7 protein-coding genes are annotated in these 5,687 nt (G+C 71.4%); 3 read left to right on the forward strand and 4 right to left on the reverse strand.

Going from position 1 to position 5,687, the window contains the following annotated elements:
* Both grpE and dnaK read right to left on the reverse strand, forming a co-directional pair.
* Positions 1-608 (reverse strand): nucleotide exchange factor GrpE (gene grpE / locus VK640_08485; GenBank protein HTE73221.1); only part of this gene is annotated, 608 nt, incomplete at its 3' end.
* Complete coding sequence (dnaK, locus tag VK640_08490; GenBank protein ID HTE73222.1) at positions 605-2,470, reverse strand: molecular chaperone DnaK; 1,866 nt, start codon at positions 2,468-2,470, stop codon at positions 605-607. The genes dnaK and grpE, both read right to left, overlap by 4 nt.
* Positions 2,471-2,782: 312 nt before the next feature.
* Between dnaK and VK640_08495 the strand changes: the two genes are divergently transcribed.
* Positions 2,783-3,172 (forward strand): type IV toxin-antitoxin system AbiEi family antitoxin domain-containing protein, encoded by a 390-nt coding sequence (locus VK640_08495; protein ID HTE73223.1) that lies wholly within the window; start codon positions 2,783-2,785, stop codon positions 3,170-3,172.
* Between the two features lie 33 nt (positions 3,173-3,205).
* Complete coding sequence (locus VK640_08500) at positions 3,206-3,784, forward strand: hypothetical protein (protein ID HTE73224.1); 579 nt, start codon at positions 3,206-3,208, stop codon at positions 3,782-3,784.
* A 34-nt stretch (positions 3,785-3,818) separates the two neighbouring features.
* Here VK640_08500 and VK640_08505 read toward each other — a convergent pair whose 3' ends face one another.
* Together VK640_08505 and VK640_08510 are read right to left on the reverse strand one after the other, a co-directional pair.
* Entirely contained in the window at positions 3,819-4,781 is a 963-nt protein-coding gene (locus tag VK640_08505) for a hypothetical protein (protein HTE73225.1), read from the reverse strand.
* Positions 4,778-5,110: a PadR family transcriptional regulator gene (locus VK640_08510; protein ID HTE73226.1), complete on the reverse strand. Its 333-nt coding sequence runs from the start codon at positions 5,108-5,110 to the stop codon at positions 4,778-4,780. Before VK640_08510 ends, VK640_08505 begins: the two co-directional genes overlap by 4 nt.
* 244 nt (positions 5,111-5,354) lie before the next feature.
* On the opposite strand from VK640_08510, the gene VK640_08515 reads away from it, so the two are divergent.
* On the forward strand, positions 5,355-5,687 hold a 333-nt coding region (locus VK640_08515; GenBank protein ID HTE73227.1), incomplete at its 3' end, for a Fe-S oxidoreductase.

A 5,687-nucleotide genomic window follows, 5' to 3' on the forward strand; every position in this document is an offset into this window, starting at 1 on the left:
TCCGTCGCGGCCGGCCGCTCGGGGTCGGTCACCGCGACCATCGCCGTCCGCAGGACGCGCTCGCCGCGGCGGAAACCCTGCCGCAGCACCGTCGTCGCGGTCGGGACGCTCACCCCCGACGACGTGTCGTGGATGACCGCCTCGTGCAGCGCGGGGTCGAACGGGTCGCCGGCCACGCCGAACGCGGTCACGCCGAGACCGTCGAGCAGGCCGAGCACCCGGTCGGCCACGACCTTGAAGGCGCCCGTGAGGTCGCCGTGGTCGCGGGCCCGCTCGATGTCGTCGACGATCGGGAACAGCTGCAGGGCGAACCGCTCGGCCGCCTGGTCGACGACCAGCGACCGGTCGCGGTCGACCCGGCGCCGGTAGTTGGCGTACTCGGCGCTGACCCGCTGCAGGTCCTCGGTCCGCTCGGCCAGCTGCTTCTCCAGGTCGCCGCCGTCGGAGGGCGGGACCTGGGTGGGCGGGGCCGGGGTGGGCGCCGGCTCCTCGGCGACCGGCGTCTCGTGCTCGCTCATCTGTTCCTCTCGGACCGTGCCGCTGGTCGGATCGATGCGCCGCTTGTCGCGGATCACGACCCGCGGCGCATCCTCGTCCCGCGTCGTCACGGCCGCTTGTCGGTGTCCTCGTCGACGATCTCGGCGTCGACGACGTCGTCGTCAGCGGAACCCGTGGGCTGCCCCGCGTCCCCTGCCTCGGCACCGGGCGCACCTTCGGCCCCGGCCTCGGCGTTCTGCGCGTAGAGCGCACCGCCGACCTCCTGGGACACGCGGGCCACCTTCTCCTGCGCGGTCTTGATGGCGTCGATGTCGGAGCCGCCGAGCGCCGAGCGGAGATCGGTCAGGGCCTCACCGAGCTCGTCCTTCTTCTCGGCCGGGATCTTGTCGCCGTTCTCCGCGAGGAACTTCTCGGTCTGGTACTGCAGCGACTCGGCCAGGTTGCGGGTCTCGGCCTCCTCGCGGCGCTTCTTGTCCTCGTCGGCGTGCGCCTCGGCGTCCTTCATCATCCGCTCGATGTCGTCCTTGGGCAGGGCCGAGCCGCCGGTGATGGTCATCGACTGCTCCTTGCCCGTGCCGAGGTCCTTGGCGTGGACGTGGACGATGCCGTTGGCGTCGATGTCGAAGGCGACCTCGATCTGCGGGACGCCGCGGGGCGCCGGCGGCAGACCGGTCAGCTCGAACATGCCGAGCTTCTTGTTGTAGGCCGCCATCTCGCGCTCACCCTGGAAGACCTGGATCTGCACGGACGGCTGGTTGTCATCGGCCGTCGTGAAGATCTCCGAGCGCTTGGTCGGGATCGTGGTGTTGCGCTCGATGAGCTTGGTCATGATGCCGCCCTTGGTCTCGATGCCCAGGGACAGCGGGGTGACGTCGAGCAGCAGGACGTCCTTGACCTCGCCGCGGAGCACACCGGCCTGCAGCGCGGCACCGATGGCCACGACCTCGTCGGGGTTGACGCCCTTGTTGGGCTCCTTGCCCCCGGTCAGCTCGCGGACCAGGTCGGACACGGCCGGCATGCGGGTCGAGCCGCCGACGAGGACGACGTGGTCGATCTGGGCCACGGAGATGCCGGCGTCCCGGATGGCCTGGTTGAACGGCGCGCGGGCGCGGTCGAGCAGGTCCTGGGTCATCCGCTGGAACTCGGCGCGGGTGATCGTGACGTCGAGGTGCAGCGGGCCCTCGGCGCCGGCCGTGATGTAGGGCAGGTTGATGTTGGTCGACTGCGCGCCCGACAGCTCGATCTTGGCCTTCTCGGCGGCCTCGCGGAGGCGCTGCATGGCCAGCTTGTCCTTGGACAGGTCGATGCCGTTGGAGACGTTGAAGGTCTTCACCAGGTGGTCGACGACCTTCTGGTCCCAGTCGTCACCGCCGAGGTGGTTGTCACCGGCGGTCGCCTTGACCTCGATGACGCCCTCGCCGATCTCGAGCAGGGACACGTCGAACGTGCCACCACCGAGGTCGAACACGAGGATCGTCTGCTCGGTCTCGCCCTTGTCCAGGCCGTAGGCCAGCGCGGCAGCGGTGGGCTCGTTGACGATGCGCAGGACGTTCAGGCCCGCGATCTCACCGGCCTCCTTGGTGGCCTGGCGCTGGGCGTCCTCGAAGTAGGCCGGCACGGTGATGACGGCCTCGGTGACCGGCTCGCCCAGGTAGGTCTCGGCGTCCCGCTTGAGCTTCTGGAGCACGCGGGCGCTGATCTCCTGCGGGGTGTACTGCTTGCCGTCGATCTCCGGCGACTTCCAACTGGTCCCCATCTCGCGCTTGACGCTGCGGATGGTGCGGTCGACGTTGGTGACCGCCTGGTTCTTGGCCGACTGGCCGACCAGGACCTCGCCGTTCTTGGCGAACGCGACGACCGACGGGGTGGTGCGCGAGCCCTCGGAGTTCGCGATGACCGTCGGCTCCCCGCCCTCCAGGACGGTGACGACGGAGTTGGTGGTGCCGAGGTCGATACCGACCGCTCGAGCCATGGGGATGGCCTCTCTTCCGTGTGCTGGGGTGGTTCAGGTCTGCTGAGGAGTCGAGTAGCCACCTTGCGCGGGGTTCACTCAACTTTCCTGCCCACCCTAACGGCAGGCATCCCGACCCGTGTTCCCGGGGTCGGCCGAATTTTTCGCGCGACCGTCGGTCCGGCCGCCGACCTCACGTTCGGTCCGCCGTCCTCGCGTTGAAACGTGAGGACGGCACTCTGCGGGCGAGGCTCGCCGTCCACAGTGGGCGGCACCGTCCACATCTCTCGGGCGAATCGACCCGGGCGCGCTGTGAGGCCGGACGCTGACCCCGTGCACCCGGTCTTGAGAGCCCGCGCCGAGAAGCGATTCGGCCTGTTCACGACCGCGGAGGCGCTGCTCGTGGGCTACGCGCCCAGCGAGATCCGCAGCCTCTGCGCCGGCGGCCGATGGGTACGGCTTCGACGCGGCGTCCTGGTGGGCGCCTCGGACCTGGCGGCCGGCGAGGAAGGAGGACGGCGGTACGCCATGGACTGCCTGGCCGTCCTATTGAGCCTGGATCGCAGCACGGCGCTCGTGAGCCGCGGCTCCGCAGCGCGGCTGTGGAATCTGCCCGTCCCCCGGTCGGTGGATCCGACGATCCGACTGACCGACACCGAGCAGTGGCGACGCGGGCAGGACTGGCGCATGGCGTGCGCACCGCTCCAGCCGGCAGAACGGTGACCGCTGCGGCTGACGTCGGCCGTTCGGACACTCGTGGACTGCGCGCGGGAGTGGTCGACGGACGACGCCGTCGTCGCCATGGACGCCGGTCTGCTCGCCGGCCGGACGACGATCGAGGAGCTGCGCGCCGCCGTGGCAGCCGTTCACCACTGGCCGGGCGCACCCCTGGCGGGTCGGGCGGTCGCACTCGCGAACGGCCGCGCCGCGTCGCCGCTCGAGACCCGGGGACGTCTGCGGATCGTCGGCGCGGGACTGCCCACACCCGAACTGCAGGTCGAGATCCGGACCGGCGGGCGCTTGGTCGGCATCGTCGACGCGTGGTTCGACGAGGCAGCAGTGGCGGTCGAGTTCGACGGGCGGATCAAGTACTCGGACCCATGGCGGGACCGATCACCGGAACAGGTGCTGTGGGAGGAGAAGCGCCGGGAGGACGAGCTGCGGGCACTCGTCATCCGGGTCGTGCGCGTCGTCGACGCCGACCTGGACCCGGCGCGCTGGCCGCGCACGGAGGATCAGCTGCGCCGTCTCCTGAGCCGGCCGGGCCCCTCCGACCGACGGTTCAGCGCGACGCCGACCTCACGTTCGGTTCGCCGTCCTCGGGTAGCAACCTGAGGTCGGAGGCCCGAACGTGAGGCCGGCGGGTGCGTCAGTCGCCGGGGTCAGGGGCGACAGACTCGGCCGCGGGGAACACGGGCAGGGGCACCTCGGGTCGGGACAGGGCCTCCGTGCACGATCCGCCCTGCCCGGCGAGCTCGTAGGCCTGCGGATACGAGTTCTGCACCGGGACGCCGTCGGCCGCGAGCGGCTGGTCGAGCACCCGCCGGCAGCCGTCGTCCCACCACTCCTGGAGCCCGACCTTCAGCGGGCGCCCGTCCTGGTCGTAGAGCAGCATGCCCTCCAGCGCCGTCCCGTCGGCCGCGTACGGAAACACGTCGGTCACCGGCCCGTACCGCGACAGGAGCGGGTACCTCTCGCTCGGGACGTCGGGCAGCGGCGGTGGGTACGCGGTGGTGTCAGCGAGGCGCGACCAGGCGCCCTCCCCCAGGACGAACGACGTCGCGGCCAGCACGACCCCACCGACCACGACCAGCGCGGCCAGTGGACGGGGCAGCGTCCGGCGCCCGAGCAGCACCGAGCCGACGACGGCGGCGAGCACCAGCAGCATGCCGAGGGCGGGGTTGCCCAGCGGGGCCGGCACCGGGAAGTCGCGCACGTCGTCGGGTTCGAGCAGGCACGCCACCAGGACGACGAGGTATCCCCGCAGCACCCACCATGCCGGCCGCAGTTCGCGGAGGAGGCGCCGGACCTCTCGCACGGCCGGCGAGACGGGCAGGCGGGCCAGCCGTTCCCGGAGCCCCACCGCAGCGGGCGCCGGCCCCTCCGGACGCGGAGGCAGCCCGGCCGCGGCACGGAGGTCCGCGGCGTAGGCGGCCGGCGCGCCGAGGCGGACCGCGATCGGCCGGTCGTCGTCCTCGCCGCTCAGCGCGTCGAGGTGCAGAGCGAGGTCCTCCAGCAGGGCGCTGCGGTCGTCGGCCGGCAGGTCGGCGAGCTCCCTCTCCACCGCGGTGAGGTAGTCCTGCGTGGCGGCGGTCAGGGCCGGCGCGCTCATGCCGCCGCCGCCGTTCCGGCCAGGAGTCCGTCGACGGTGTCGGCGAACGTCCTCCACGTCTTGGTCGAGTCCTCCAGCACCGAACGCCCCCTGTCGTTGATCGCGTAGTACTTGCGGTGTGGCCCCTCGTCGCTCGGGACGACGTAGGAGGTGAGCGCGCCGGCCTGGTAGAGCCGCCGCAGCGTGCCGTACACCGAGGCGTCGCCGACGTCCTCGAGCCCGGCCGCCCGCAGCCGACGGACGACGTCGTAGCCGTAGCCGTCCGCGTCGCGGACGACCGCCAGCACGGCGACGTCCAGCACGCCCTTGAGCAGCTGACTGGCGTCCACTGCTCCTCCCTCCGCCTCGCCACTGTGGCGTTCCGGACGGTAGTGCAGTTAGCGCAGTAGTGCGCACAGGCAAGCACTGCCGGAGTGTCGCCCGGCCACTCCGCCGGACCGCCGCGGGGCGTCGGGGTTACCGCTGAGTAGCCGGATGCCGCGAGAGCTATCGTGCGGAGAGTCAGAGCCTCGTCGTCGCCGCTCGGCGGAACGGGACCAGCCGACGCCGCCACGCGCGTGCGGGAGGAAGAACATGACCGGCCCGTTGCAGATCGTCCTGGGCACGATCAGCGTCCTGTTCCTGATCGTGTCGTCCGTGATGGCCTACCGGGCGGTCCGGGCCATGATCCGGATCATCCGCACGGGCCAGCCCGACGACACCCGGCGCGGTCCGTTCAAGGAACGCATCAGGACGATGCTCGTCGAGTCGCTCGGCCACACCCGCATGCTCAAGTGGTCGACCATCGGCGTCGCCCACTGGTTCGTCTTCGTCGGCTTCTACGGCCTGTTCCTCAGCCTGGTCGAGGCCTTCGGCGAGGTGTGGAACCCGGCGTTCCACCTGCCGCTCATCGGCGAGTGGTTCCTG

The organism is Actinomycetes bacterium (genome assembly GCA_035489715.1).
Lineage (GTDB): Bacteria > Actinomycetota > Actinomycetes > JACCUZ01 > JACCUZ01 > DATHAP01.

What these genes read in the sequence shown, in the direction of transcription:
- VK640_08505 (HTE73225.1), bottom strand. Translation starts at nt 4,781, where the DNA reads ATGAGCGCGCCGGCCCTGACCGCCGCCACGCAGGACTACCTCACCGCG.
- dnaK (HTE73222.1), bottom strand. Translation starts at nt 2,470, where the DNA reads ATGGCTCGAGCGGTCGGTATCGACCTCGGCACCACCAACTCCGTCGTC.